This is a genomic window from Vibrio sp. 10N.261.46.A3, from assembly GCF_041472995.1.
GTDB lineage: Bacteria > Pseudomonadota > Gammaproteobacteria > Enterobacterales > Vibrionaceae > Vibrio > Vibrio coralliirubri.
This window is the reverse complement of record NZ_JBFRRH010000104.1, coordinates 1-25,737: the sequence shown is the minus strand read 5'-3', so window position 1 is coordinate 25,737 and position 25,737 is coordinate 1. Positions and strand designations below refer to the sequence as shown.

The following is a 25,737-nucleotide window of genomic DNA, read 5'->3' as shown; positions in this document are numbered from 1 at the left end:
CAGTTAGCGTTTTTATCGAATTCGTATTCTCACTATTCAGTGATAGCTTAATTCCGTTATTACTTTAGCAACAGGTCGGCGATCACTGCCTTCTCTTGTTCAGATTTGGCCTTTAGCTCATTTGAGCCTCTGGTTATCGTCGCGACGCCTACGCCCAGCATTTGACTCACCTGACGTTGAGACATATCGCCTTTCATCAGCTCACAGAAGATATTAATTCGAGCAACCAGAGCATCTCGCTCGTCTGGTGTCATCATCATGGTCAACAACAGCTCGTGCTGATCTTTTTCGACAGCCGTCTTTACCAAGTCCATCAGTTGTTGCCAATTATCATATTCAGGTTGTGATGCCATATCTCTACACTTACTTTTAAATTCTGACTTTAAAGAGTCGCTTAACGATTGAAAGCGTTTAACACTTTATACCGAAACACTTGATGCGATCCAATGTAAAAAGGCAGTAAGTGGAAATGGTTCGCACTCACTGCCTTTATTCTTACTCAGTTTCGGGCCAAATGCCGAAGGCTTAGTATTTCGTTTTTGCCTCATGGGGCGCTAAAAACGTCCCTTTCTCACCCAAGATATCTCGATAGTAGGTCTCAAACATCAAGATATTCTGGACGTAACCGCGAGTCTCTTTGAATGGGATCATTTCGATAAATGCAAAGGCATCGAGCTTTTCATCGCTGCGTGAACGCCACTGTTTCACACGGCTAGGTCCTGCATTATAAGCCGCAAACGCAAAGATACGGTTGTCATCATATTGAGCGAGTAAACCATCTAAGTAGTGACTGCCAATCTCAATGTTCTTGCCGACATCATAAAGATCATCGCTGCCCTGATACTTAATCTTGTGTTTGTTCGCCGTGTATTGCGCCGTCTTGGGCATAATTTGCATGATGCCACGCGCGCCAACTGGAGAACGAGCCTCTGAATCCATCGCACTCTCTTGTCTTGCTAAAGACATCAAAGTGATTGGATCGAGATCGTGCTTTTCAGCGTAGAAGTTAAACCACCACTTATGAGCAACAGGGAAGCGCAGCGCAATGTTATCCCACATCTTCGCAGAGATACTCGCTGTTACGGTAAAGTGATTCCATCGCTGTGTCGCAGCATGAGCCGCAAGCATCGCTTTTTGGTCTTTGTCTGCATTAGTTAATAACCAGCGCCATTCACTCTTCGCTGCCGCAATTTTATCTCGGTCAATCAGTTCGCCAATACGCACTAAAGAGGTGTCGAATGGCTTCACTGTTTCAGCATTGTATTTAAGTGTCGATGTTGGATATTGAACTGGCTTACCTAGCTGCTTAGCCGCAGCCACACTGTAGAAATTACGCTGACCCAAGATATCTGACAGTCGCTTATTGCCTTTGTCAGTATCGCCCGTGGCGATTTCAGCTCTGCCCTGCCAATATTGCCAACGAAGCGAAGCCTGATGTTTATCATCCAAGCGCGCTATCCACTCTTTCAAACCCGTCCAATCGGCATGTTGAATCGCTAAGCGAGCACGTCGCTCCAGCAGAACTTGCTTTGATGAACTCGCGAGCATTTTGTCTCGCCACACCATCAACGCTTCAGAGTCGGTGTTGATTAGACGAAACGTTAGGTAATCGGCTAGCTCTTGAGATTTCTCTTTCGAAAACTTCTGAGCCTTGATGACATCATCAAACACCTTTTGAGCACTGCTTGATGATTTCCTTGCTAGCTTCTCGAAAGCAAACTCGGTTTGAGCTTGGTAGAATTCATTCGCTGGGTGTTTTTTAGCAAACGCGAGTACATTTTCAGGCTTGTTGTACAACGTCTTCATCTGCTTCGCTTGAGCAATTGACTCATCATGATCCAATTGCTTAATCAGATAGCTCATTAACTTACCGTTACGGCCCTCGAACGCTAGCAGCATTCTATCCAGAATCAGCTCATCAGTTCTTAGCCCAGCTTGAGCCCAGCTTTTAAATAAAGGGTCACAAGCGTCATCAACACCACTGCCACTCAACCAAAGTTGTTTAGCTCCTTTAAAGGCAAGCTCTTGGTTACCTTGCTCGTAATGCGCTCGATAATAAATACATTGGTATTTTTCACCAACAGGCTCTTTGGTTTGAAACTCAAGGATCGTCTTCCACTGTTTTTGAGAAGCCAATGAGTCCAAATAAGGTGCGCGCATTCGATTGGAGAAAGGCAATGCCTTGTTCTCTTCAATGAAAGCATCGACCTCTGCTGGCGTACGTTCACCTAAACCTAATAAAAAGGCACGATAATCGGTATAAGGTGTTAAAGGGTATGTTTGAATTTTGTTACGTAACGCGGAGTAAGCTTTTAGGTCACGGTTATCTAAAACCTCTTGCGCTCTATCATAAACGTCACGCTGCATTTCAAGCTCGGAGGCATTGCTAGCCATAGCGACCGGAGCCAGTGAAACCGAAGACAAAATTGCCGATGCAGCCACAGCAATTTTCGTATTACCAATGCGGAAAAACATTCGCTCTTTCCTTAGTGCGTGTATGAATACGTGAAGTCTATTTACGCCCGACATCACATCAAATGTAAAGGATTTGAGTGTAAATATTATTAATATTTAACACTTCGCCTCAGAAGCCTATTAAATATAGTTTTAATGACCAATGTGACAATAATAGGTAAGGATTGGTTCAAGAGTGGCTTTTCTGTCCTAGGAGTAACATCTTTGAGGATATTGGTATAAAATAGCAGACAATTTTGAACAATAATTAGGATCGATCGGCAATGGCTGAATACGTATATACCATGTCTCGGGTGAGCAAAACTGTTCCACCTAAGCGTCAAATTCTTAAAGACATTTCTCTTAGCTTTTTTCCTGGCGCTAAAATCGGTGTTTTGGGTCTAAATGGTTCAGGTAAATCTACCCTACTACGTATCATGGCTGGTATTGATACTGATATTGATGGTGAAGCACGTGCACAACAAGGCCTTAAAGTAGGTTACCTACCGCAAGAACCAGTACTAGACGAATCAAAAACGGTTCGTGAAATCGTAGAAGAAGCGGTTTCTGACGTTGCGGACGCACTTAAGCGTATCGATGCGGTTTACGCAGCTTACGCAGAACCAGATGCAGATTTCGATGCACTGGCTAAAGAGCAAGGCGAACTAGAAGCACTGATTCAAGCAAAAGACGGTCACAACCTAGAGACAGCTCTAGAGCGTGCTGCTGATGCACTTCGTCTTCCAGAGTGGGATGCGAAAATTGAATTCCTATCAGGTGGTGAGCGTCGTCGTGTTGCTATCTGTCGTCTACTTCTTGAAAAGCCAGACATGCTGCTTCTTGATGAACCAACCAACCACTTGGATGCAGAATCAGTAGCATGGCTTGAGCACTTCCTAGTTGATTACAGTGGTACAGTTGTGGCGATTACCCACGACCGTTACTTCCTAGACAACGCAGCTGGCTGGATTCTAGAGCTTGACCGTGGTGAAGGTATCCCATGGGAAGGTAACTACACGTCTTGGCTAGAGCAAAAAGACGAGCGTCTTAAGCAAGAAAAAGCGGGCGAAAGCGCACGTCAAAAGACAATCGAAAAAGAACTTGAATGGGTTCGTCAAAACCCTAAAGGCCGTCAAGCTAAGTCTAAAGCTCGTATGGCTCGTTTTGAAGAATTGACGACTGGCCAATACCAGAAGCGTAACGAAACCAACGAACTGTTCATCCCGCCAGGTGAGCGTCTAGGTGACAAAGTTCTTGAAGTGAACAACCTAACTAAATCGTTTGGCGATCGCGTTCTTATCGACGACCTATCGTTCAGCATGCCTAAGGGCGCTATCGTCGGTATCGTTGGTGCCAACGGTGCAGGTAAATCAACACTATTCAAGATGCTAAGCGGCGCAGAACAGCCAGATTCAGGTACAGTTGAACTAGGCGAAACCGTTAAACTTGCTTCTGTTGATCAGTTCCGTGACAGCATGGACGACACTAAGACAGTATTCCAAGAGATCTCTGAAGGCGCTGATATCATTAAGATCAACAACTTCGAAATCCCTGCGCGTGCTTACTGTTCTCGTTTCAACTTTAAAGGCAACGACCAACAGAAGATCATCGGTGAGCTTTCTGGTGGTGAACGTAACCGTGTTCACTTAGCGAAACTGCTAAAAGCGGGCGGTAACGTACTGCTACTCGATGAGCCTACCAACGACCTTGACGTTGAAACGCTACGTGCTCTTGAAGAAGCACTGCTTGAATTCCCTGGCTGTGCAATGGTTATCTCGCATGACCGTTGGTTCCTTGACCGTATTGCGACCCATATCTTAGACTACCGTGATGAAGGTCAAGTTAACTTCTACGAAGGTAACTATACTGAGTACACTGAGTGGCTTAAGCAGACTCTAGGCGCACAAGCGGCAGAACCGCACCGTATCAAGTACAAGCGTATAGCTAAGTAAATAAGCTTGTATTTTGAACAAAGGCCGCGATAATAGCGGCCTTTGATATATCTGGCTTACGTGTAATGCATCGATATAGAGAGATTACTTATGGTTGAAAGACGTCAATTTTCACGAGTTATTTATCAAGTCCCGACTGAGATCTCACAAGGACACGTAAATGTATCAGGCTCAGTGCAAGACTTATCACTCCATGGTTTACTCATTCAATGCAATGAATCAAAACAACTTAGCCATGATGTCTCTGTTCAAGTGAGCTTTAAACTCGAAAACAGTGATATCAATATTCAGTTAGAAGCAACGATAGTCTCTACCATCAATACCTCAATGCGTTTACGCATAGAGCATTTAGATATTGATAGTATCAGCCACCTTAAGCGTCTTGTAGAGCTTAATGTTGGCGACGATGAACTGCTTTATAGAGAGATTGAACACCTTACCGACTTAGGTAGTGAGTGACATCTCCATTACCCTTTTTCTATTAGAAGCATTTAGTTAATACAGAACCATGTCTAAAAAACTATCCATTACTATTCCCTCTAGTCAGGGGGAACAGACGTTTTACTTCGGCCGTAAGGCTGTGCTCATTTGCACTACTGCCATTTTTTCAGTACCGCTATTAATTGGCGGAGCGGCGTACATGCACTTAGAGAGTAAACAAGAACTCGCGCTACAAGCGGGTGATGCCCAACAGTTGATTGAAACGCTGATTGTTGAAAAAGAACAAACTGAGTTTCTTTATGCTGAGCAAGTAGAAACCAACCATTCGCTATCGCAAACACTGACCGAGAAAGAAGGCACGATTCAGCTACTTGGTAAGCGTGTATTCGATGTGGAATCAGTACTGGGTCTTGCTGATGAAGAACTGCTTACCGATGATATTTCTTTAGAAGATCGCATTGATGCGGCTGCAGTCGATTCAGCAGTAAGAGCCACAATGTTCCGCTTGATTCCAAACGACAGTCCGATGGCTTATCAACGTATCTCTTCTTCTTATGGTAGCCGCACTAACCCTATTTCAGGGAAACGCCATGTACATACTGGTATCGATTTAACGTGTAAGCGTGGTGAAGATATTGTCGCGCCCGCAGATGGAGTCATTGAAACAGTACGCCCAAGTAAAAAAGGCTTCGGCAACTTTATTACTATGCGTCACTCGTTTGGTTTCATGAGTTCTTATGCGCACCTACAGAAGTTCAAGGTACGTAGCGGTCAGTTTGTGAGTAAAGGCGATGTCATCGCGAGCTGCGGTAATTCAGGTAACTCAACCGGCCCACACTTGCATTATGAAGTACGCTTCCTTGGTCGTTCACTGAACCCTCAATACTTGATGGATTGGACGCCTGAAAACTTCAACTACGTGTTCGAGAAAGAGAAAAAGGTTAAGTGGGGCCCACTGGTTCAACTGATTGATAATGTGGTTCGCTTGCAGATCAACCTGACTAACGTGCCTTACATTAGCTCGACCATCGACACCGTATCGAGTGAAGAGAGTAAGAAGCCTATTACGACTAACTAGTTGTTAATAGCTAGCTAGTTGTTAAGGGCTAAGAGCTGTTGATTTGGCCTATGATGATCTAATTGCTTTTAGCCTACTGTAGGCCAAATACTTTCATAGCGTTCAGTACAAACAAAAAGAGCGACCAGATGGTCGCTCTTTTTTATGATTTCAAATCGTATTAACCACGATGAATCGAGTCATGTGCTTGTTTTAGAAGACTTTGGCTCTCTTGCAAGAATTGTTGTGAGTAGTCACCAAACCAATCACTCACTTGGTTGAAGCTGTCAACAAATTTAGCCTTATCTTTGCCATCTAGGATTTCTAACGCTTCTCCGAAACAGCTATGGAAGCGTCGAATCATCTCAATATTCTCATCCGAAGACAGAATGATATCACCGTACAAGTTCGGGTCTTGAGCAAACAAACGACCAACCATCGCAATCTCAAGTCGGTAGATTGGCGAGCTTAGCTTCAGAAGTTGATCAATGTTCGGGTTCTCTTTACTCAGGTGTAAGCCGTAAGCAAAAGAGGTGAAGTGACGAAGTGCTTGAATTAATGTCATGCCGTGATCGTGTTCAGCTGCATCCATCTGGCAAAGACTCGCGCCCCAAATACCAAATTGATTCAGTAGCCATTGGTAGCTTTCAGCACCACGGCCATCACTGTAAACAATCACTTGTTTCGCAAGGCTTGGAACATCAGGGCCAAACATTGGGTGCAATCCAACCACTGGGCCTCGGTGCATGTTCATCATTGCTTGCAGAGGTTTAGATTTAATTGACGTCAAATCACATAGAATACAATCGCTTGGTAGGTTACCTAGTTTCGCAATCACACCTTCCGTTAGGTGAATTGGAACCGTAACAACCACAAGCCCAGCATTATCTAAGATTTCGTCGGCCTTATCCCAATCTTGGCTGCCGAGGATCTTCACTTCGTAGCCAGACAGTTTGAACATACGACCAAACAAGCCACCAAGTTGACCATTACCACCAACGATAACCACTGAACGTAACTCTGGGTTAAGACACTTAAAGCCAGAATCTTTCTCACTGGCATAAGACTCACGCATAGTACGACGCAAAATATCTTCGATTAACTGTGGTGGAACCCCTATTTTCTCGGCTTCTTGACGACGAGATGCCAGCATCGCAGCTTCACGTTCTGGTACATAAATAGGTAAACCATGTTCACTTTTTACTTCGCCTACTTTCTCTACTAGAGCAAGGCGTTGAGCCAGTAAATCCAACATTTGTTTATCGACAGCATCGATTTGGTCGCGTAATTCGTTCAGTTCAACGGCCATTTTATTCCTTACTAATCTATAAGCCCGTGCCAATCTATAAGCCCACAATCACGCAGGTTCGCTAGCAACAGATCTTAAAATGCCCCATTAGATGAGGCACTTAAATTTAAAACTCTGACTAACCTTTCAAGCGGTTCTCTAAGAACGGGACTAATTCCGTATGTGCATGTTTCAATAGTGCCTCAGTTGAATCCCAATTGATACACGCGTCGGTAATAGAAACGCCGTATTTCATCTCATTGAGAGGTATATCCGAAGATTGGTTTCCTTCGTTAATATGGCTTTCAATCATCAGGCCGATAATCGACTTGTTGCCTTCACGAATTTGGTGAATCACATCTTCTGCAACTAAAGGTTGGCGACGGAAATCTTTACGAGAGTTCGCGTGGCTACAGTCGACCATTAGCGCGGCCTCTAAACCAGATTTACCCAGCTCTTGCTCACATTCGTGTACCGATACTGAATCGTAGTTCGTCTGCTTACCGCCACGTAAAATCACGTGACCATTTGGGTTACCTTGCGTTGTTAGTAGTGCAACTTGACCTTCGCGGCTGATACCCATGAAACGGTGGCTAGAAGAAGCCGCCTGCATTGCATTGATTGCAGTGCCTAGGTTGCCATCTGTACCGTTTTTAAAACCGATTGGCATTGAAAGACCACTTGCCATCTCACGGTGAGTTTGAGATTCAGTCGTACGAGCGCCAATTGCCGCCCAACTGAAGGTATCTGCTAGGTATTGCGGGCTGATTGGATCTAATGCTTCAGTCGCTAGTGGGATTTCCATCTCAGCGAGTTCAACAAGTAGCTCACGGCCAACATGCAGACCATGCTCAATATCGAAAGTGCCGTCTAGATGAGGGTCATTGATCAAACCTTTCCAACCGACAGTGGTACGAGGTTTCTCAAAGTAAACACGCATAACAATATACAGTTGATCGCTAAGTTGCTCAGATAAGGCTTTAAGGCGTTTCGCGTACTCTTTCGCAGCTTCAATGTCATGGATAGAACATGGGCCACATACAACAAGCATGCGATGATCTTTCTTATGAATGATGTTTGCGATAGTTTGACGAGACTCTTGAATGAAACGACGAGCATTATCACTCAAAGGCAGTTTTGCTTTTAACTCCTCAGGAGTAATCAGTACCTGTTCGTCGATGATATTGACATTGCTTAATTCACTTTTCTGCATAACTCAACCTGTATATTTATTTTTACACCCAACATTTCCATTTGGGCTAACAATCTTTAAAAACACAATAACAGCTAAAAAAACGATTGCAAGTGTAAACAATAAAAAACATTCGATGTAAATTAATATTTACACATTAACTTTAACTCACTCTAAGAGGTAAATAGGTTTAAACCACGGATCACACATACAAAAAAGGCGATATTTATCATATCGCCTTATCTAAAATTATTATGTGTTTATTTATCACTCACTACCTAGCATTCGCTTAATCGTCTCTGAGGTCTCTTTCCACCTAGCATCCGAGTGAAGTGTCGACAAATCAAAGCTGTGTTTTTTAAGCAATGAGTTGGCTAAAGGCACCTCTTGAATCGCTAAGTGATCCAGAGCTTCAATTTGTGCATCTCGTTTATTACACATCAACACCATGTCACAACCTGCATTCAAAGCCGCTTTCGCTCTGTCGGCTGGTCCGCCCATTATGGCAGCGCCTTCCATCGTTAAATCGTCGGAGAACACCAAGCCTTTGAATCCAAGCTGCTGCTTCAATACTTTTTGTAGCCAATACTGTGAACCGCTCGCTGGTTGATCATCATAGTGAGAGAAAACCACGTGAGCTGGCATCATGGCATCCAATATTCCAGCTTCAATTTGCGCCTTAAAGATTGCCATGTCGGTTTCAAAGATATCGTCTCTAGGGTCATATGGCGTCTCTAAGTGTGAGTCAGCAATCACGCCACCGTGTCCAGGGAAGTGCTTGCCTGTCGTCGCCATGCCAACCGACTTCATGCCTTTGATGAAAGCGCTGCTATGACGAACAATGGTATCAATATCTTCACCAAACGCTCGGCTACCAATCGCTTTACAGTCGTAGCCTTTGTCTAATACTGGCGCAAAGCTCAGATCGATATCATGGGCAATCAATTCTGCCGCCATCAACCAACCCGCTTGTTCTGCTAACTGTTCGCCATTATTCTTGGTCGCAAATTCCTGAGCAGCTGGGATAATTGAAAAGCCATCGCGGAAGCGCTGAACTCGGCCACCTTCTTGGTCAACACCAATCAAAATAGGACGTTTCGCTACCTTGCGGATCTCTTTGTTTAACGCCGATAGCTGTTTGCTATCGTGGTAGTTTCGAGCAAATAAGATGAGACCACCAACAGTTGGGTGCTCCAAAATTTCTCTGTCTTCAGCTGTCAGCTCGTAGCCTGCAACATCAACCCACAACGGTCCCATATTTATCCCTTATTAAACCTAATTTCATAAACTTCCCGAGATTATTCTCTTTAAATTTGCTTTACAATGTTTTTAAACCAATCTGTGGAAGACTTTAAGAATGCAGTGCAAGAGCTTAGGAATGGATCATAAAGAACTGTATATCGGTGTGATGTCAGGGACGAGCATGGACGGTGTTGATACGGCCTTAGTGTCGATTGAAGATACGCGCATCACATTGCTTGCTCATGATGAGTTTCCAATGCCTGATGACCTCAAAGCGCGCCTGCTTGAAGTCTGTATTGGTCAGAAAACCGATTTGATTGCTATTGGCGAACTCGACCACCAGCTTGGCCATCTGTTTGCTGATGCGGTTTTGCAACATCTCGAAAAGTCAGGTACACCTGCATCTTCTGTGACTGCGATTGGTAATCATGGTCAAACGGTATTCCACCAGCCAAGCGGCGAATCTCCATTTACCATGCAGTTGGGTGATGCCAACATCATTGCCGCTAAAACACAGATTCAAACGGTTGCCGATTTCAGACGTAAAGACATGGCGTTAGGCGGACAAGGTGCGCCATTAGTCCCTGCTTTCCACCATACGATTTTCCACCCGCAAGACAGCTCGGTTGTGGTGTTAAATATTGGTGGTATCTCGAATATTTCAGTGCTCCGCCCAAATCAGCCAACACTTGGTTATGATACTGGCCCGGGCAATATGTTGATGGACGCTTGGGTTGATAAACATATAGGCGAGAAGTTTGACCGTGATGCGCAATTTGCGCTTAAAGGCCAACTCAATCAAGCCTTGCTCAAACAGTTGCTAAATGAATCTTATCTATCTCAAATGCCACCGAAAAGCACCGGCAGAGAACTATTCAACCTACCTTGGCTAGAGCAACAATTAACAGAATTTAAAGATCTTGCAGTAGAAGATGTTCAGCGCACGCTTTGTGAATACACCGCATTGACGATAGCCAATGAAGTGGAGACTTATCGCTTGGGTAACCAGCCTGCACTGTATGTGTGTGGCGGTGGTACACGAAATCCATTGTTGATGAAGAGACTGTCTGAACTGCTTCCAAGTTGGGATGTTGATTCAACCACCAGTAAAGGCGTGGATGCCGATTACATGGAAGCGATGGCTTTTGCGTGGCTTGCTCAACGTCATATTCATCAACTGCCAAGCAATTTACCAGAAGTGACTGGCGCAAGCAGAGCTGCCTCTCTAGGCGTTCTCTATCGTGCTGACTGAACAACTTTAGAACCATCATTTTAGAATCACCATTTAAGGATCATTATGAGTAACGACGCTCTCATATCAGCGCTCTCGCACCTCGTTTCGGAGGGGAGAAACCCTGATACTATGGATATTGATCTGCTCACCTCTCTCGAAGTGGTTGAAAAGATTAACCAACAAGACAAGCAAGTCCCACTGGCGATTGAAGCTGAACTGCCACAGATCGCGAAAGCGGTAGATAAAATTGCTCATGCATTTCAAAACGGTGGTCGACTGATTTATATGGGCGCAGGCACCAGTGGTCGATTAGGTGTGTTAGACGCCTCAGAATGCCCACCGACTTTCGGCGTCTCAGACAAGATGGTTATCGGCCTAATTGCTGGCGGACCAGAGGCGATTTTAAAAGCCAAAGAAGGTGCAGAAGACTCGCTGACTCTCGGTATTGAAGATCTGAAAGCGATTCAGTTTTCAGAAAATGATGTCGTGGTGGGCATTGCTGCGAGCGGTCGTACACCTTACGTGATTGGTGCACTCAACTATGCCAATCAGCTTGGCGCAGTAACGGTTGCATTGTCTTGTAACCCTGACTCTCCAATTGCTGAAGTCGCTCAAATCGCAATTAGCCCGGTGGTTGGCCCAGAAGCATTAACAGGTTCAACACGACTCAAATCAGGTACGGCGCAAAAGTTGGTGCTTAATATGCTGACCACAGCCAGCATGATTCGTATCGGTAAGAGCTACCAAAATCTGATGGTCGACGTAAAAGCGACCAATGAAAAGTTGGTTGCCCGCGCTGCTCGTATCGTTATCCAAGCAACGGAGTGCGACAAAGCTCTGGCAGTTTCGACACTTAAAACGACTGATTACGATGTGAAGTTATCTATTTTGATGATTCTAACAGGGCTAGATTTAGAATTGGCCAAGGCTCAGCTTGATAAGCAAAATGGTTTCTTGAGAAAAGCGGTTGAGAATAATCAGTAATCTGCTGATACCAATCACAGTAAGTAAGTGCTCATAAATAGCGCAGGAAAAATGCTTGAGAACAAGGCAGAAATTTTCGATAAGTAGTTATTCTACAATCAAAATTTCTAACGATGTTATCGAGTGTTTTAACCAGCTAGGATGACCAGTTATTTACTACGATTGGTATTATACTGTTGTGAGCGTTACTCTCGCGGCATACAAAAAGACCAGCACACACGCGGTACTGGTCTTTTTTTAGTTTTAATTTTTTATCGCTAGCTTGGGCTTAATAGTCGTTTGAGAACTCGTCCCAGCCGCGTTGCCATTCCATACGGAAACGTTGAGCGTCTTCCGTACCAGAACACACGCCTTCATACACCTGACCAGATAAACCAATCTGATAAGCATGGTTCGGATTACAATATTCAGTCACACCTAGGTGATAACCTTCTGTGTAACTCGCTTGATCGACTGCGCCAAGCTCAGTCATCTCTGAATACGAACGCTGAGTGTGGCCTTTGATACCATCACGATAGCCAATCTCTTGCCAATTGCCTTCAGCTGCTAAATCTTGAACATTGGCGCTGCATCCTGCAAGGCTAAATGCCACGGCGAATAGTGCGATTATTTTTTTCATTTCAGTCCTTTATATTTACCTAGCCACTTCCTGACGAAGCGCTGCCTTTGTGGTAATTCTCCGCTGAACACTGGCTGATGTCCACTTATGTCTGCTATCTGCCACTGATATCTATTGGTGACCGCTTAAAGCTGATAAGTCACCACTTGTCAGAAGTAAGGCACTTCTCAACACGAATAACCAACCGCTCTACAAACGTAGCAAACCACTCAATCAGTTATAACACCACTTAATTGACTATTCGACCACTCACTCTCATAGCGGAAGTTTCTTCTCATACTCTTCTTTAATATACACCCTGACTTAATTAATACATTCAGGGATAACAAATTATGATGTGGTTTCTTACCTGTGTTGCAGCACTCATTGGTGGCTACTTTATTTACGGTGCCTTTATCGAGAAGATTTTCGGTATCAATGAAAAGCGTCAAACACCTGCTCACACCAAACAAGATGGCGTGGACTACGTTCCAATGTCGACGCCAAAGGTTTACCTAGTTCAGCTGCTTAACATTGCAGGTGTAGGTCCAATCTTCGGCCCTATCATGGGTGCCCTTTACGGCCCAGCAGCGATGCTTTGGATCGTGCTAGGTTGTATCTTCGCAGGTGCAGTACACGACTACTTCTCAGGTATGTTATCTATCCGTAATGGTGGTGCTTCGGTTCCAACTATCACTGGACGTTACCTAGGCAATGGCGCAAAACACTTTATGAACATCTTTGCCATTGTTCTACTGCTTCTCGTTGGTGTGGTATTCGTATCTGCTCCTGCAGGCATGATCACTAACCTAGTGAACGACCAAACTGATTTCGCGATGTCTGCAACAACCATGGTTGTTATCATCTTTGCTTACTACATCATCGCAACGATTGTCCCTGTCGATAAGATCATTGGTCGCTTCTACCCACTGTTCGGCGCACTGCTTATCTTCATGTCTGTTGGCCTAATCACTGCGATTGGTCTATCTGACGAGCACCAAATCATGGGAGGCTTCGAGATGAAGGACATGTTCACCAACATGAACCCGAATGACCTACCACTTTGGCCTGCTCTATTCATCACTATCGCTTGTGGTGCAATCTCTGGCTTCCACGCAACTCAGTCTCCTTTGATGGCGCGCTGTATGGAAAACGAGAAGAACGGTCGCTTCGTATTCTACGGTGCAATGATTGGTGAGGGCATCATCGCTCTAATCTGGTGTGCACTTGCTCTATCATTCTTCGGTTCAGTTGAGTCTCTATCTGACGCGATTGCAAACGGTGGCCCTGGTAACGTGGTATACAGCGCTTCATTTGGTCTACTGGGTGTATTCGGCGGTATCCTTGCTTTCCTTGGCGTAGTTATCCTGCCAATCACTTCTGGTGACACAGCATTCCGTTCAAGCCGTCTTATCCTTGCTGAATACTTCAACATGGAACAGAAAACTCTGCGTAACCGCCTACTAATGGCTCTACCACTGTTCGTTATCGGTGGCATCTTGACTCAAGTTGATTTCGGTATCATCTGGCGCTACTTCGGTTTTGCTAACCAGTCAACGGCAGTAATGATGTTGTGGACAGCTTCAGCTTACCTACTTCGTCACAACAAACTGCACTGGGTAACAACGGCTCCAGCTATCTTCATGACGTCTGTATGTATCACATTCATCCTGAACAACAGCCAACTAGGCTTTGGGCTACCAATGCAGCTTTCAACCATCATCGGTGTGGTGAGTGCATTCGGTGTTGCGGCTTACGTTATCAAAATCTCGAAAGGCAAAGGCGATATCGATCTTGCTGATGAACAAGAAGAGAAAGAAGCAAAAGGCGTAACCAAAACTGCCTAGTTCTTTCAGACTTTTGATAAAAGAGACAAGTCTTCATAGAGAGGCAAAAGAGCAGCCAAACACACTTCGCTTGCTCCCGTAATCACCCAGTGATTCTTGGATATTAAGACTAAAGCCCGTCCTCAGTGATGGGCTTTACTGTATCTCAGCATTGAGAAGCAATCGTCGCTCGATATAACCAACGAAAACACAAGCAAAGCTACCGTTACCACGCAATGAGCTTTACACTTAACAAGCGTCTCAATAGGTGAAAATATGGAACTCATTCTCTCTCTGCTGCAACAAACCTGTGTCTACTTGGTGATTGCTTACATGCTAAGTAAAACGCCATTGATTCTCCCTTTGTTGAGCATCTCTTCGCGCTTAAGTCATAAAGTCAGCTGTTATGTTCTGTTTTCTCTGTTCTGTATTATGGGCACCTATTTTGGACTGCAGATTAATGACGCGATAGCCAACACTCGTGCGATGGGTGCGGTAATGGGTGGTCTGTTTGGCGGCCCCGTGGTTGGCTTTGCCGTCGGCTTTACTGGCGGTATTCACCGTTACTCATTAGGCGGTTTCACAGACTTGGCTTGTGCGATTTCAACCACAGCAGAAGGCTTGATTGGCGGCCTGTTACACGTTTATCTCGTTAGGAAGAACAAAGCGAGCCAGTTGTTTAATCCGTTAGTGGTTTTCTCGGTAACCCTGTTTGCAGAGATCATTCAAATGCTGATTCTACTGGCGGTCGCAAAACCATTTGAGCAGTCCTATGCTCTGGTTTCCGACATTGCTGCGCCAATGATCATCGCTAACTCGGTCGGTGCTGCGTTGTTCATGAGTATCATCCAAGATAGAAAAACCATCTTCGAAAAGTACTCGGCTACCTTCTCACGCCGCGCATTAACCATCGCCGAGCGTTCAGTAGGTATCCTACATGGCGGCTTCAATTCTGATAACGCACAAAAAATCGTACGTATCGTTTATGAAGAGACCAATGTTGGGGCGGTAGCGATTACCGACCGAGAAAAAATCCTCGCGTTCGTCGGCATTGGTGATGAACACCATATTCCGAATACCCCGATTTCATCGCAAAGCACGCTCACTTCGATGGAACAGAACGACATCATCTATCTTGATGGCAAAGAGAACCCATACCAATGCTCCCTATCGCAGGATTGTAAATTGGGCTCTGCGCTAATTATTCCATTGCGCGCGGGTAACGAAGTGGTCGGTACCATCAAGCTCTATGAGCCAAAGCTGAAACTATTCTCGACCATCAACATGTCGATGGGGGAAGGTATCGCTCAGCTATTGTCGAGCCAGATCCTCTTTAGCAACTATCAGCAACAGCAAACGCTACTGACACAAGCAGAAATCAAACTGCTGCACGCTCAAGTGAATCCGCACTTCTTGTTTAATGCGCTTAACACCATTAGCGCAGTAACACGTCGTGACCCAGATAAAGCTCGAGAGTTGATTCAGCACCTGTCTCACTTCTTTAGAAGCAACCTAAAGCAGAACATCAACACCGTGAAGCTCAAAGACGAACTGGCACACGTCAACGCTTACCTGACCATAGAGAAAGCACGCTTTACCGATCGACTAGAAGTGGAATGGGATATCGACCCGCAGTTATACGAGTCACAACTACCAAGCTTTACCCTGCAACCATTGGTTGAGAACGCCATCAAGCATGGCATTTCGAACATGCTAGAAGGTGGCACAGTGAAGATCTATAGCGAGGCTTTCGAGGGTGGATTCAAGTTAACCGTTGAAGACAATGCAGGTAATTATCAGAAGCCATCTCAAGATCATGTAGGATTAGGGATGGAAATTGTTGATAAACGACTCACTAATTTCTTTGGACAAGATTCAGCACTAAAAATAGAATCTCAACCACAGCAATTTACTCGAATGAGCTTTATCATACCTATACTCAAATAATGGTATTTTCGGAGACAAATCGCTCCGAGTTGAAATAAATAGAAGTAGACATTTAAAAGATAAGCGTGAATCAAGCAGGGATAGAACCAAGATGAAGATTGTAGGATGTTAAAGGCATTAGTTGTCGATGATGAGCTTTTTGCTCGCGAAGAGCTGATTGAGCTGCTGACCGAAACCGGAGAGGTGGAAATAATTGGCCAAGCGAGTAACGCCATCGAAGGACTGAAACAGATCAACCTACTCAAGCCTGATGTCGTGTATTTGGATATCCAAATGCCGCAGGTTACCGGGATTGAGCTGTTAAGCATGCTTGACCCTGACACCATGCCTTACGTGGTATTCGTCACCGCCTACGACCAATATGCGATTCAAGCCTTTGAAGATAACGCTTTTGATTACCTACTTAAGCCAGTCGAACCTTGTCGATTAAACAAGAGCGTTTGTCGTCTGAATAAAGTCATCAAACAAAATCAAAAAGCACCAGAACAGAACATCTCAGCGATTGCTCCCTGTCACTTAGAGCAGATCCCGTGTATCGGTCATAACCGCATTGTGATCATGGCAAGCCAAACGGTCGAGTGCGCCTATTCCGATATCAGTGGTGTGCATGTTCGTAGCTCATCGCAAACCGCGACCTCACAGTTAACACTAAAGATCTTGGAAGAAAAAACCGATTTGATCCGCTGTCATCGGCAGTATTTGATCAACATAAAATCGATCCAAGAGATCAAACTGCTAGAAAATGGATTAGCGGAGATCATTACCCTGACTGGCTTTGAAGTGCCTGTCAGTCGTCGCTACTTAAAGACTTTAAAAGAGCAACTCGGTCTCCAGTAAACATATTTCAGGTCGGGACATAAAGCGCGATCAAAAAAGCCAACGTATCAACGTTGGCTTCCTGCTGTTTACAAATCGATAGTGTTACGCATCGCCAATATCACGAATCGATTTTGTCACTAATCAATAGAAATTAGTCGACTTGCTTGATCTGTAGCTCTTTTGGTACTTCGAAGAACATGTTCTCTTCACGACCTTGAATCTCTTCAACATCAGTCGCACCTAGCTCACGAATACGATCTAAGATTTGGTTTACCAACTCTTCAGGAGCAGAAGCACCCGCTGTCACACCAATTTTCTTTTTCCCTTCAACCCATTCAGTTTGAATGTCTTCAGGGCAATCAGTTAGGTAACCTGGCGTGCCTAGTTTCTCAGCCAGCTCTTTCAAACGTGTTGAGTTAGATGAGTTCTTAGAACCAACCACAATTACCACATCAACGTCGTTTGCCATTTCACGCACCGCGTCTTGACGGTTTTGAGTCGCGTAACAGATGTCGTCTTTACGAGGGCCTTGGATCTCAGGAAATACACGACGTAGCTCTTCGATAACGTCAGCTGTTTCATCAACAGACAACGTGGTTTGGCTTACGTAGTGCAGGTTCGTTGGATCATTCACCACAAGGTTTTGTACGTCTTCTGGCTTCTCAACCAAGTACATACCACCCGTTTGGCTAGCGTACTGACCCATAGTGCCTTCAACCTCAGGGTGACCCGCATGACCAATCAGTACTACTTCCATATGTTTGCGGCTCGCACGAGCAACCTCCATATGAACTTTAGTCACCAAAGGACACGTTGCATCAAATACAGTCAGTTCGCGCTCTTTTGCTTCTTTACGAACGGCTTGAGATACACCGTGAGCAGAGAAAATTACGATGTTGTCGTCTGGTACTTCACTTAGTTCTTCGACAAAAATAGCACCACGCTGCTTGAGCCCCTCAACAACAAAGCGGTTGTGTACCACTTCATGGCGAACATAGATAGGTGGCTGATACATTTCGAGTGCACGCTCTACGATGCTGATCGCACGATCGACACCAGCACAAAAGCCACGAGGGTTAGCTAACATTATTTTCATTTCATTGCTCATCATTTACCGCGGTACTAAGGTTGTTTCTATAGAGTTCGCCGTCAGCGACGGTTCGCATTCTACAGTGAAGCGCCTAGACAGTGAAGCTCTGGGTGACATCACAGCTGTAAGGCGATGTTATTCTACTGTTAAGGTAGTGATTAACAGCTAAGATAGTTAGTCCACCGCTAAGATATTGACGTCAAAGGTAACGTCTTGGCCAGCGAGTGGGTGATTAAAATCAACCGTCACTGAATCACCTGCGATCTCAGTAATAATACCTGGAATTTCCATACCGTCAGGACCAGAGAATGCCATGATAGTGCCTACTTCAACTTCAGAGTCGCCAACAAACTTAGCACGATCCATATAGTGAATATGATCTGGGTTTGGCATACCAAACGCGTCTTCCGCCTTCAGTTCGATAGACTTTTCAGTACCGGCTTCAAGTCCAAGTAAGCACGCTTCAAAGTTCTCACTTAGGCTGCCATCACCCATGACGAACTTCGCTGGCTTGCCCATGTTTTCCGTACTATCGGCAACTGAACCATCCTTCATTTTAATCGTAAAATGTAGAGTTACTGCTGAATCATTTTTAATTGCTGCCACGTTACTTTCCTTAGATTTCTTTATTATTTGAGGATGCGCTGTGCTTTGCTTCCTTGTTGACTGAAGCATAAAAAAAAGCGCCGTCGGAATCAACCGACAGCGCTTAGGGCTATTCTATTCTGTGAGTCATAGACTGACTTTGAGGCAAGCTATTTGCTTTCGTCTTTCTTACGGAAACCATCTAAGATGATCATCGCAGCACCGATACAGATTCCCATATCCGCTAAGTTAAATGCAGGCCAGTGGTAAGTGCCCCAGTAGAAGTCTAAGTAATCGACTACAAAGCCGTGTACTACTCGGTCAAACACATTACCTACCGCACCACCAATGATAATCGCATAAGCAATGTTATTCCACTTCTCTGCTGCTGGTAGTTTGCTCATCCAGTACGTCAGCATACCTGTTACCGCAAATGCGATACCCGTAAATAACCAACGCTGCCAACCGCTTTGATCACTCAAGAAGCTAAACGCTGCACCGTAGTTATGCACGTACAAAAAGTTAAAGAATGGCAGCACCTCAATGCGATTTGCCCAGCCATAACCCATGTTGTCCATGACAAAGAGTTTAATGCCGATATCAGCCAAGAAGACCAATAGAGCCAGCCATAACCAACGTACACCAGATTGTTTTAACGAAACTTCACTCATTTCTATTCCTAGTATTTACGAAGTTGGTATTCATTGTTAGTCACCTTACGTGACCTTGATTACCAACTTGGTTAAACACATTTCCTATAACTAAAAATAACCCCAGTTGATACTGGGGCTATGATTTTTACAAAAAGTTCAGTCTTTCTCTGAGTCGTTATGCGAACTTACGCACTTCGCCTTCACCGTCGATGTTCGACACACAACGACCACAAACTTTCTCGTGACCTTCGATAGTGCCTACATCTGGAGTGTGGTGCCAACAACGGTCACACTTCTCAGCTTCAGTAGCCGCAACTTCAACGAATAGACCAGCAACGTCTGTCGCTTGCGCTGCATCAGACTTCTCGCTCAGTGGCTTAACAACAGCTGCAGAAGTGATAAGTACGAAACGTAGCTCATCTTCTAGCTTATTGATTTTAGCCGCTAGTGCATCGTCAGCGTATAGAGTAACTTCAGCTTGCAGTGCACCACCGATCGTTTTCTCTTTACGAGCATCTTCAAGAAGCTTGTTCACTGCGCCACGAACAGACTGGATTTCAGTCCAGAATTCGTTGCTTAGCTCTTCGCCTTCAGCAAGACCAAATAGACCTTCGAACCACTCACCTGTGAATACGAACGTGTCGCGCTCACCTGGCATTTCATTCCAGATTTCATCTGCAGTGAACGACATGATAGGAGCCATCCAACGAACTAGAGCTTCTACGATGTAGTAAAGCGCCGTTTGACAGCTACGTTGAGCATGGCTGCCCTGCTTCGCTGTGTACTGACGGTCTTTAATTACGTCTAGGTAGAAAGAACCCATTTCGATAGAACAGAACTGCATTAGACGTTGAGTCACACCGTGAGTGTTGTACTCACCGTATGCTTTAACAATCTCTTCTTGTGCAGCTTGAGCACGGCCAACAGCCCAGCGATCAAGTGCAACCATCTCTTCAGCAGGGACTAGGTCAGTTTCAGGATTGAAACCGTTCAAGTTCGCTAGGAAGAAACGAGCCGTGTTACGAATACGACGGTAAGCATCCGCTGAACGCTTCAGGATTTCATCAGAAACCGCAACTTCACCCGTGTAGTCTGTAGAAGCAACCCATAGACGCAGGATATCTGCACCTAGCTTGTTGGTTACATCTTTAGGAGCAACAACGTTACCGATAGATTTAGACATCTTACGGCCGTTACCATCCACCACGAAACCGTGTGTTAGTACTTGCTTGTACGGTGCTTCGTCTTTCATCGCGATAGATGAAATTAGAGAAGACTGGAACCAGCCACGGTGTTGGTCTGAACCTTCAAGGTAAAGATCAGCACTGTGAGTACGCTCTTCGTTCGGGAAGTTGTACTCTTCACGAGAATCAACAACAGAGAAGTGCGTAACACCTGAGTCGAACCATACGTCTAGCGTATCCATTACTTTTTCGTACTTATCAGCGTCTTCTGCGCCCATAAGTTCAGCAGCGTCTACATCCCACCAAGCTTGAATGCCTTTCTCTTCAACTAGCTTCGCTACTTTTTCAATAAGCGCTGGGCTTTCTGGGTGAAGTTCTGCTGTTTCTTTATGAACGAACAGAGCAATTGGCACACCCCAAGTACGTTGACGAGAGATACACCACTCAGGGCGACCTTCAACCATACCTTCGATACGGCTTTGACCCCATTCAGGCAACCACTCAACACTCTTGATTGACTCTAGTGCTTTAGCACGTAGGCCAGCTTGCTCCATAGAGATGAACCATTGTGGTGTTGCGCGGAAGATGATTGGAGTTTTGTGTCTCCAACAATGTGGGTAGCTGTGCTCGTAAGCGTGGTGATGCAAAAGTGCACCTTTCTCTTTTAGAACTTCTAAAACAGAGTCGTTCGCTTTGAATACGTGCTGACCAGCAAATAGCTCAGTATCTGGCAGGTAAACGCCGTTTGAGCCAACTGGGTTAGCGATTTCTAGGTTGTACTTCTTACCAACCACGAAATCCTCTTGACCGTGGCCAGGCGCAGTGTGAACCACACCAGTACCTGAATCCGTTGTTACGTGATCGCCAAGAACTGCAGGAACAGTAAAGTCGTAGAACGGGTGGTTGAACTGAGACAGCTCAAGATCAGCACCAGTTGCAAAACCAAGGTTATGGAAATGCTCGATACCAGCACGGTCCATTACGTCTTTTGCTAAATCAGAAGCAACAACGATACGTTGAGCTGGCTGGTCGCCATTTGCTTCAACTTGGATAAGCACGTATTCAAGATCATCACGTAGACATACTGCGCGGTTAGCCGGCAGAGTCCATGGTGTTGTCGTCCAGATAACGATAGAGATTTCGCCCTGACCCGCGTGGCCTTCAGCTAGAGTAAATTTCTCTAGAAGTGCCGCTTCGTCAGCTGCTGTAAATTTCACATCGATAGATGGAGAAACTTTATCTTTGTATTCAACTTCAGCTTCAGCCAGAGCAGAACCACAGTCAGTACACCAGTGAACTGGTTTGAAACCTTTAAGAAGGTGACCTTTGTCTGCGATTTTGCCTAGAGAACGAATGATGTTCGCTTCTGTGCCGAAATCCATAGTGCGGTAAGGTTTGTCCCACTCGCCCATGATGCCAAGACGTTTGAAGCTCTCTTTCTGACCTTCAACTTGGCCCGCAGCGTACTTACGACACTCTTCGCGGAATTCAGCAGCCGAAATCTTCTGACCAGGCTTACCTTTCTTCTTCTCAACCATTAGCTCGATTGGAAGACCGTGACAGTCCCAACCTGGGATGTACGGTGCATCAAAACCAGAAAGGGTCTTAGATTTGATAATAATGTCTTTAAGAATCTTATTCAGCGCGTGGCCAATGTGAATGTCGCCGTTCGCGTATGGAGGGCCATCATGCAGTACGAAAGATTTTTTACCTTTCTTTGCCTTACGGATTTCGCCGTAAAGATCTTCTTTGTACCAACGCTTCAGCATTTCTGGCTCACGATTTGCCAGATTGCCGCGCATTGGGAACCCTGTTTCTGGTAAGTTCAGGGTATCTTTATAATCACTCATCGATTCTTAATTCCGTTATATTGGGCGAAGTTAGACATTATGTTAATCGGTGGAATCATCCGACTAATTCTTTAGCTGAAGCAGCCACACCCTTGCGGCTTCAGCATCCAATTCTATTTGATTCTTTAGTGCGTCGAACGATTCAAATTTTATCTCGTCGCGCAGTTTGTGCAAAAGTCGTACTTCTAACTGTTTACCATATAAATTGGCTTTAAAGTCAAAAAAGTGCACTTCTAATTGCTGCCTTACCCCATTAACTGTTGGTCGTTGTCCAATATTAGCCACGCCACCGACAGGAACACCGTCGATATCCAAAGCTTCAACAACATACACTCCCGATACAGGAGAAACACAACGCTTTAATGGAATATTAGCGGTAGGGAAACCGATAGTTCTCCCTAGTTTTCGACCATGGGACACTCGACCACTAATACTGTAATCACGTCCTAACATGGTAGCACTTGCAGCCAAGTCATCGACCGCTAATGCATTTCGTATCTCAGTACTGCTTACTCGTAATTGGTTTAAGCAATAACTTTGGGTGCTGACCACCTCAAAACCGTACTTCTCGCCCGCCTCTTTGAGCATAGCGAAATTGCCAGTGCGACCTTTACCAAAGCAAAAATCGTCACCAACCACCAAGAACTTCACACCAAGCTTATCAACCAAAAGATCCTTAATGAACGCTTCCGCGGATAAACTTGCAAAATACTGATTAAAATTAACACACAATAAGCGACTGATATCTAGCTTGCTCAGTTGCACGTATTTATCTCGTAAGCGAGTTAAACGTGCTGGCGCTCTATCTCGGGCAAACAGCTCCATAGGCTGCGGCTCAAACGTCATAACAACAGAAGGTAGCCCTAATGCTGCAGCTTGTTTAGAAACCTGACTCAGAACCTCTTGATGTCCTAAATGAACACCATCGAAGTTACCTATGGTTAATACACAGCCATGATGCTGCGCTTTAATATTGTGTATACCTCGGATCAGTTCCATTATGATCAGCTAAAACCTGTTATTTGCATCATTTATTGTGTGAAACCGACGGATTATATACTAATCAGTATTAATCTGTCGCTGCTTTTAAATGTTTTACTCGGATACCTAAAATCAGTACCGAAACAATATAAACAAAGCCACCAAGTCCAATCAAGCCTGTTAATGTCAGCGCTCTCTGGCTGAAGCTCCATTCAAGCCAATGTTGCATATTATCCAGCTGCCATAAAATAGCCGCTACCATCACCACACCTGAGATAATCAATTTGGCACTAAACAACAAGGTTGTCTTAGTTAATTGATACACACCCGCAAGGTGTAATCCACGATATAACAACGCCATATTCACAAAAGCAGACAATGCCGTCGCAATCGCCAAACCAACATAACCATAGAAATAAGCAAAGATCGCGTTAAACACCATATTGGTCACCATAGCGATAATGCCGTACTTAACCGGTGTTTTGGTATCTTGGCGAGAGTAATAGCCCGGGGCTAACACTTTAATCAACATGAAGTTAAGCAAGCCTGACGCGTAAGCCACCAATGACATCGATGCCTGCTGTACATCGTGTGGAGAGAACTCACCGCGCATGAATAACACCATTAGCATTGGTTTAGCTAAAACGATAAGACCTAACATCGCAGGAATACCAAGCAGCAACACCATGCGCACGCCCCAGTCCATGGTATGCGCGAACCCTTCCCCTTGAGCATCTACGTGTTTACGAGATAAAGCAGGAAGAATCACGGTCGCAATCGCGATACCGAATAAACCGAGAGGAAATTCAAGCAGTCGGTCTGAGTAGTACAACCAACTGATAGAGCCTGTTGCGAGAAAGCTGGCAATAAAGGTATCAAACAATAAGTTGATTTGACTGACCGAGACACCGAACAGAGCAGGGATCATTAATGTGCGGATCTTAACCACACCCGGATCTCGCCAACCCCACTTTGGCTTAACCAACACACCCGCTTTGATCAAGAAAGGCATTTGGAAAAGGAATTGGACTAAGCCGCCAAGAAACACACCAATCGCCAAACCAATTTCTGGTTGTTCTAAATTAGGTGAGATAAACCATGCAGCGCCTATGATCATCACGTTCAAGAACACAGGCGTAAAAGAAGATACCGCAAACTTACCTAATGTATTAAGAATGGCACCAGATAAAGCGACGAAGGTGATAAACCATAAATAAGGAAAGGTAATCTTGAGCATAAAGCTCGCTAGCTCAAATTTTGGCGCTGATGGGCCATCATTTAGCCAGTCGATAAACCAACCTGCCCCAAACATCGCGGTGATCACACCAGAGCCCAACACCCCGATAACGGTGACAATAGAAACTAAGACCCCGAGCGTACCCGACACCTTAGCAATTAAATCTCGTGTCTTATCTTTATCGCCTGCGGCGTGATATTCCGTTAATACAGGAACAAACGCTTGAGAAAACGCACCTTCTGCAAAAAGTCGACGTAAGAAATTAGGAATTTTATTAGCGAAGAAAAATACGTCGGCACTCGCTCCTGCCCCCATCAAATTTGCTACTACTACATCACGTACTAGCCCCAATACACGGGAAACAAAAGTCATTGCGCTGACAATCAGGCCTGACTTTAATAGTCGTTTACTCACAGAAACCTCTGACACTGGTTGATTACTTTCAAGCGAGGATAAATACTATCCTGTCCTAAGAAGCATATTTATTAGCATTGGTCTAAAAATGCTGTTAGAATCCCCGCCATCTTAACCGCGATGACCTTTCCATACCAAAGTTTGTTTGGCTACGATTGGTTTTTGCACAAATCATTTGACAATTAAGCGCTAATGAGGGATAGTCCTCGCCCTTAAATTGTCACCGAACTAAGTTTTTGGGAGTTAGACCCTTGGCAAACAGTAAATCTGCTAAGAAGCGCGCTATCCAAGCTGAGAAACGTCGCCAGCACAATGCTAGCCGTCGTTCTATGATGCGCACTTACATGAAAAAGACTATCGCAGCTATCGCAGCTGGTGATAAAGAAGCTGCAACTGCTGCTCTTGTAGAAGTTACACCACTTCTTGACCGTATGGCGACTAAAGGCCTTATTCATAAGAATAAAGCTGCACGTCATAAGTCTCGTTTCGCTGCTGCAATCAAAGCTCTTTAATAGAAATTTGATTACAACGCAAAACGAAAAAAACCGGCCTAGGCCGGTTTTTTTATATCTAAATTTTGAGTAACGCTTTTATTTTACGTGCTAACAGCCGTTTTGCTTACCGATAGACTGTTAAGCAAATAGATAAAACAAACAATCAGGAAAATAAATAGAGAAGCAAATTAGTAGGTAGATAAGTAGATAAGTAG

Annotated in this window: 21 protein-coding genes; 9 read left to right on the top strand and 12 right to left on the bottom strand. The window is 44.8% G+C overall.

Features of this window, described 5'->3' with window-relative positions; all coding sequences use genetic code 11:
- Positions 1-59 precede the first annotated feature (59 nt).
- Positions 60-353 carry a trp operon repressor gene (gene trpR, locus AB4484_RS21390; protein ID WP_048615039.1) on the bottom strand — a complete coding sequence of 98 codons (294 nt, stop codon included), beginning with the start codon at positions 351-353 and terminating at the stop codon, positions 60-62.
- Positions 354-525: 172 nt separating this feature from the next.
- A complete protein-coding gene (locus AB4484_RS21385) occupies positions 526-2,475 on the bottom strand; it encodes a transglycosylase SLT domain-containing protein (protein ID WP_372080302.1) in 1,950 nt (649 codons plus the stop codon).
- Positions 2,476-2,738: 263 nt separating this feature from the next.
- Between AB4484_RS21385 and ettA the strand changes: the two genes are divergently transcribed.
- From ettA to AB4484_RS21370, 3 genes are all read left to right on the top strand, one after another.
- Positions 2,739-4,406 carry an energy-dependent translational throttle protein EttA gene (gene ettA / locus AB4484_RS21380; protein WP_017056147.1) on the top strand — a complete coding sequence of 556 codons (1,668 nt, stop codon included), beginning with the start codon at positions 2,739-2,741 and terminating at the stop codon, positions 4,404-4,406.
- Between the two features lie 90 nt (positions 4,407-4,496).
- Positions 4,497-4,865, top strand: coding sequence for a PilZ domain-containing protein (locus AB4484_RS21375; protein WP_372080300.1), 369 nt, complete (start codon positions 4,497-4,499; stop codon positions 4,863-4,865).
- A gap of 49 nt (positions 4,866-4,914) precedes the next feature.
- The gene (locus AB4484_RS21370) at positions 4,915-5,925 is read left to right on the top strand and encodes a M23 family metallopeptidase (protein WP_372080298.1); all 1,011 of its coding nucleotides are present in this window, start codon (positions 4,915-4,917) and stop codon (positions 5,923-5,925) included.
- Between the two features lie 160 nt (positions 5,926-6,085).
- On the opposite strand, the gene tyrA is transcribed toward AB4484_RS21370, so the two are convergent.
- The 3 genes from tyrA to nagZ all read right to left on the bottom strand — a co-directional run bounded on the left by tyrA (position 6,086) and on the right by nagZ (position 9,641).
- Positions 6,086-7,213, bottom strand: coding sequence for a bifunctional chorismate mutase/prephenate dehydrogenase (gene tyrA / locus AB4484_RS21365; RefSeq protein WP_372080296.1), 1,128 nt, complete (start codon positions 7,211-7,213; stop codon positions 6,086-6,088).
- Between the two features lie 118 nt (positions 7,214-7,331).
- Entirely contained in the window at positions 7,332-8,405 is a 1,074-nt protein-coding gene (locus AB4484_RS21360; protein WP_017059354.1) for a 3-deoxy-7-phosphoheptulonate synthase, read from the bottom strand.
- 246 nt (positions 8,406-8,651) lie between these two features.
- On the bottom strand, positions 8,652-9,641 hold the full coding sequence (gene nagZ / locus AB4484_RS21355) for a beta-N-acetylhexosaminidase (RefSeq protein ID WP_050644335.1): 990 nt from the start codon (positions 9,639-9,641) through the stop codon (positions 8,652-8,654).
- A 121-nt stretch (positions 9,642-9,762) separates the two neighbouring features.
- Between nagZ and AB4484_RS21350 the strand changes: the two genes are divergently transcribed.
- A complete protein-coding gene (locus AB4484_RS21350) occupies positions 9,763-10,878 on the top strand; it encodes an anhydro-N-acetylmuramic acid kinase (protein ID WP_372080294.1) in 1,116 nt (371 codons plus the stop codon).
- A gap of 45 nt (positions 10,879-10,923) precedes the next feature.
- Positions 10,924-11,844 carry an N-acetylmuramic acid 6-phosphate etherase gene (gene murQ / locus AB4484_RS21345; protein ID WP_048606806.1) on the top strand — a complete coding sequence of 307 codons (921 nt, stop codon included), beginning with the start codon at positions 10,924-10,926 and terminating at the stop codon, positions 11,842-11,844.
- Between the two features lie 268 nt (positions 11,845-12,112).
- Here murQ and AB4484_RS21340 read toward each other — a convergent pair whose 3' ends face one another.
- The gene (locus tag AB4484_RS21340; RefSeq protein ID WP_017098352.1) at positions 12,113-12,463 is read right to left on the bottom strand and encodes a DUF2799 domain-containing protein; all 351 of its coding nucleotides are present in this window, start codon (positions 12,461-12,463) and stop codon (positions 12,113-12,115) included.
- Between the two features lie 332 nt (positions 12,464-12,795).
- Here AB4484_RS21340 and AB4484_RS21335 point away from each other — a divergent pair, with 332 nt between their 5' ends.
- The 3 genes from AB4484_RS21335 to btsR all read left to right on the top strand — a co-directional run bounded on the left by AB4484_RS21335 (position 12,796) and on the right by btsR (position 17,052).
- The gene (locus tag AB4484_RS21335) at positions 12,796-14,289 is read left to right on the top strand and encodes a carbon starvation protein A (protein ID WP_372080292.1); all 1,494 of its coding nucleotides are present in this window, start codon (positions 12,796-12,798) and stop codon (positions 14,287-14,289) included.
- A gap of 255 nt (positions 14,290-14,544) precedes the next feature.
- Positions 14,545-16,215, top strand: a complete 1,671-nt coding sequence (locus tag AB4484_RS21330) for a sensor histidine kinase (RefSeq protein ID WP_248368402.1) — start codon at positions 14,545-14,547, stop codon at positions 16,213-16,215.
- A 105-nt stretch (positions 16,216-16,320) separates the two neighbouring features.
- Positions 16,321-17,052: a two-component system response regulator BtsR gene (gene btsR / locus AB4484_RS21325; protein WP_017106772.1), complete on the top strand. Its 732-nt coding sequence runs from the start codon at positions 16,321-16,323 to the stop codon at positions 17,050-17,052.
- A gap of 133 nt (positions 17,053-17,185) precedes the next feature.
- On the opposite strand, the gene ispH is transcribed toward btsR, so the two are convergent.
- The 6 genes from ispH to murJ form a co-directional block, all read right to left on the bottom strand.
- Entirely contained in the window at positions 17,186-18,142 is a 957-nt protein-coding gene (ispH, locus tag AB4484_RS21320; RefSeq protein ID WP_081090359.1) for a 4-hydroxy-3-methylbut-2-enyl diphosphate reductase, read from the bottom strand.
- Positions 18,143-18,298: 156 nt separating this feature from the next.
- Positions 18,299-18,730, bottom strand: a complete 432-nt coding sequence (fkpB, locus tag AB4484_RS21315; protein WP_082151324.1) for an FKBP-type peptidyl-prolyl cis-trans isomerase — start codon at positions 18,728-18,730, stop codon at positions 18,299-18,301.
- Positions 18,731-18,879: 149 nt separating this feature from the next.
- Positions 18,880-19,380 (bottom strand): signal peptidase II, encoded by a 501-nt coding sequence (gene lspA, locus AB4484_RS21310; protein ID WP_004735054.1) that lies wholly within the window; start codon positions 19,378-19,380, stop codon positions 18,880-18,882.
- A gap of 157 nt (positions 19,381-19,537) precedes the next feature.
- Positions 19,538-22,396 carry an isoleucine--tRNA ligase gene (ileS, locus tag AB4484_RS21305; RefSeq protein WP_372080289.1) on the bottom strand — a complete coding sequence of 953 codons (2,859 nt, stop codon included), beginning with the start codon at positions 22,394-22,396 and terminating at the stop codon, positions 19,538-19,540.
- Between the two features lie 63 nt (positions 22,397-22,459).
- Positions 22,460-23,395 (bottom strand): bifunctional riboflavin kinase/FAD synthetase, encoded by a 936-nt coding sequence (ribF, locus tag AB4484_RS21300; protein WP_017062867.1) that lies wholly within the window; start codon positions 23,393-23,395, stop codon positions 22,460-22,462.
- Positions 23,396-23,465: 70 nt separating this feature from the next.
- Positions 23,466-25,028 carry a murein biosynthesis integral membrane protein MurJ gene (murJ, locus tag AB4484_RS21295; protein WP_032545655.1) on the bottom strand — a complete coding sequence of 521 codons (1,563 nt, stop codon included), beginning with the start codon at positions 25,026-25,028 and terminating at the stop codon, positions 23,466-23,468.
- Between the two features lie 251 nt (positions 25,029-25,279).
- On the opposite strand from murJ, the gene rpsT reads away from it, so the two are divergent.
- Positions 25,280-25,540, top strand: a complete 261-nt coding sequence (gene rpsT, locus AB4484_RS21290) for a 30S ribosomal protein S20 (protein ID WP_004739529.1) — start codon at positions 25,280-25,282, stop codon at positions 25,538-25,540.
- Positions 25,541-25,737: the final 197 nt, after the last annotated feature.